Genomic DNA, 2,730 nt, shown 5'->3' with positions numbered 1-2,730 from the left:
CCTCCAAACCGTCCTTTCACCCCCCCAAGCCCCACCTCCCGGGTCCCGGAGGCTTCCGGCTCCGGGACCCCGGAACCGGATTTTCAGGCCGGTTGCTTCGCGACCTGACAGGAAGTGTCACGGCGCGTGACGCACCAGGAGGGACGCGCCGCGCGCTGCGTCGCTTCGGATCCGCGACGCCGAAAATCGGCCGGAACCCGCGGGGGGCTGGTGCATGCTGGAGGCCGTTCTGTCCCATGGGCGGGGCACCGAACACCCCGAGGCATTGCACACCCATGGAAAGGAATTGATCGGGGAACGCGTGGATGTCTGTCTATTCCATGCAAGTAATTGGCGTCTGCTTGAAGTGTTCCAGTCGCACTGCCGGTTGCGGTGCCAAATGAAGCGACTGGACGCCTGTCGCATCTGTGAGAAAAAAAGAATCCGACCCTCGGCGTTCTCTGAGGGAAGGGAGGCGGTCGCATGGTGCCAGGGAGGGAGGAGCCCCCTGTCCGGGAGGGCTCTGGAGGGGAATTCGCCGCTTTCGCGATCCGCCATCAGCCGGTGCTGGTTGCCATCGCGCGCAACGTCTGTGGCCGCAATGCCAGTGATTGCGACGACCTGGTGCAGGACGTGCTGCTGCGGGCACTTCTGCAATGGGAGCGGCTCAAGCGCTGGCCGGAGCCGGCGCGGCGCGCGTGGCTGGTGCGCGTGCTGCACAACCGGTTCCTGGATCAGTGCCGGCGGCAGGGCGCTGAGACGGACCGGAGGGTGGATCTGCACAACGTCCACATGCTCTTCGAGGATCCGGAGGATGCTCCGGAGCCCGAACAGTGGGAGTGTGTCACGGAGGATGAACTGCGCCAGGCGGTCGCCCGGCTCAACGAGAAGCTGCGGCAGGCGTTCGAACTGCATGCGCGCGGCCTGCGCCATGCGGAGATCGCCCGTCGGATGAACACCCCCAGCGCGGGAACGGTGGGCACGTGGCTCTTCCACGCCCGCCGCCGCCTCAAGGCCATGCTCCACGACACGGCGGAACGCCGCCGCCAGGAGAGGGAACGATGAGCACCGCCGCGTGTGAGGACCTTCGCCCCCTGCTGGACGGGGAGCTGCCCCCGGAGGACCAGCGCCGCGTCCGCGGCCACCTCGCGGGGTGCGAGGCGTGCGCCGCGCGCTTCCATGACCTGCTGCAACTGGAGGTGCTGGCGAGGCTCGCGCTGGAGGACGCCGCGGAGAGCGAGCGCTGGGTGTCCGCCCGGCAGGCGCGCGAGGCCGTGCCGGGGTCCTGGGACGAGGACGTGCCGGCGAACTGGCCCGGCGACGCCCTGGCCGCCGACGTGCCCCCACCGCCCGAACATCTGGAGGGACGCGCCTGGCACCAGGGCGCGCGCCGCTTCCGTCGCCGCTGCCCGGGGTGCGCCTCCTGCTGCCCGTGGTTCGCGGACGGCGAGAAGGTAGAGGCCGTCACCGCGCCCCGGTGGCCCTGCCCACGCGCCAGCCGCGTCGGTGGGACGCTGCTGCGCCCGCGTCCGCGCCGCTGACGCGCCCTGCTTCGCCGCCTGTCCTGCCTGGAGCACTTCACGGGCAGAGCAGGCGGGCGGGCGGCCTGATTCCGCCAGGAAGGACGGCACCAAGGAATCCCCCCGCTCGCGTTTCGAGAGGGATGGGAGGCGGCAGCCCGACCACGGGCTGCCACGCGCGATGGATCTCTGGTGCAAGAAGCTCTACCGGTTCCTGGATGGCGAGCTCGAGTCGGGTGACGAGGAGCGCTTCCGGCTCCACCTGGCCCTTTGCAGCGCCTGCGCTTCCGGCCTGCATGACGCGATGCAACTGGAGATGCTCAGCGCCCAGGCCCTGTGCGGCGCGGTGGCCCACAACGACGTCCCCGCGCCTTCCGCCGCCGCCCGCTCCCTGTTCCGCTCCACCGGGCTCCAGGGCTGGAAGGGCCGGGGGCTGGGGGCGCTCGTGGCCATGGGGTTGGGCGCGCTCCTCGCGTTCCTGTCCACGGCGGACCGCCCGTGGGGTGACACGTGGCGGGCCGCCGCGTCGGCGCGGGGGATGGAGGCGCGCATCTCCTATCCGGCCGCGGACCGCTACCTGCCCTACATCCCCGTCCGCACGGGTACCCCGGAGCCCGGGGCCCTGCTGAGCGAGCCCCCCGTGTCCCTGCGAACACTGGCGGACATGGAGGCGCGGGGAGACCTGCACGGCATCGCGGCCGCGTACCTGGTGCGTGGCGAACTGCGTCAGGCCGCGGACTTCCTGTCGCGCAGCACGCCCTCGGTGGACCGGGATTGCGACTGGGCGGTGCTGGCGATGGCGGCGGGCAACCTGGACGGCGCGCTGCTCATCCTGGAGGGCGTGCTGCGTCAGGTTCCAGGACATCCGCAGGCCCAGTGGAACCGGGCGTTGGTGCTCCGGGCGCTGGGCCATCCGCTCCAGGCGGCGGAGGCCTTCGAGGCCGTGGCGCGTCAAGGGGAGCCGGGGTGGAGCGAAGAGGCCGGAATCCGGGCCCGGGCCCTGCGGGCCGGAGTGCACGCCCCCAATTGAGGTGGCCGCGACCCAAGGATTCTGGCGGTCGGCGTCTAATTATCGAGGCGCGGCGGGGCGGCGGCGAGGGCGGGAATGCAACACCGCACCCAGGGGGGACACGATGTACCGCATCGAAACGTGGATCCAGGGAGATGGCGCGATGTGGGCGCTCGGCTCCAGCGGGGGCGCGGAGGTGCGGACGGGGGGCGAGGCCCGGGA

The 2,730-nt window shown here is 71.4% G+C and carries 3 protein-coding genes; all 3 read left to right on the top strand.

Annotation, left to right across the window (positions count from 1 at the left end; translation table 11 throughout):
* Nucleotides 1-462: 462 nt before the first annotated feature.
* The 3 genes from D7V88_RS40475 to D7V88_RS40465 all read left to right on the top strand — a co-directional run bounded on the left by D7V88_RS40475 (nt 463) and on the right by D7V88_RS40465 (nt 2,529).
* Nucleotides 463-1,044 (top strand): RNA polymerase sigma factor, encoded by a 582-nt coding sequence (locus D7V88_RS40475; RefSeq protein WP_120534502.1) that lies wholly within the window; start codon nt 463-465, stop codon nt 1,042-1,044.
* Nucleotides 1,041-1,520, top strand: coding sequence for an anti-sigma factor family protein (locus D7V88_RS40470; protein ID WP_120545822.1), 480 nt, complete (start codon nt 1,041-1,043; stop codon nt 1,518-1,520). Before D7V88_RS40475 ends, D7V88_RS40470 begins: the two co-directional genes overlap by 4 nt.
* 160 nt (nt 1,521-1,680) lie before the next feature.
* Nucleotides 1,681-2,529, top strand: a complete 849-nt coding sequence (locus D7V88_RS40465; protein ID WP_120545821.1) for a zf-HC2 domain-containing protein — start codon at nt 1,681-1,683, stop codon at nt 2,527-2,529.
* Nucleotides 2,530-2,730: the final 201 nt, after the last annotated feature.

It is taken from the genome of Corallococcus terminator (genome assembly GCF_003611635.1).
Lineage (GTDB): Bacteria > Myxococcota > Myxococcia > Myxococcales > Myxococcaceae > Corallococcus > Corallococcus terminator.
This window is presented reverse-complemented; position numbering and strand designations above follow the sequence as displayed.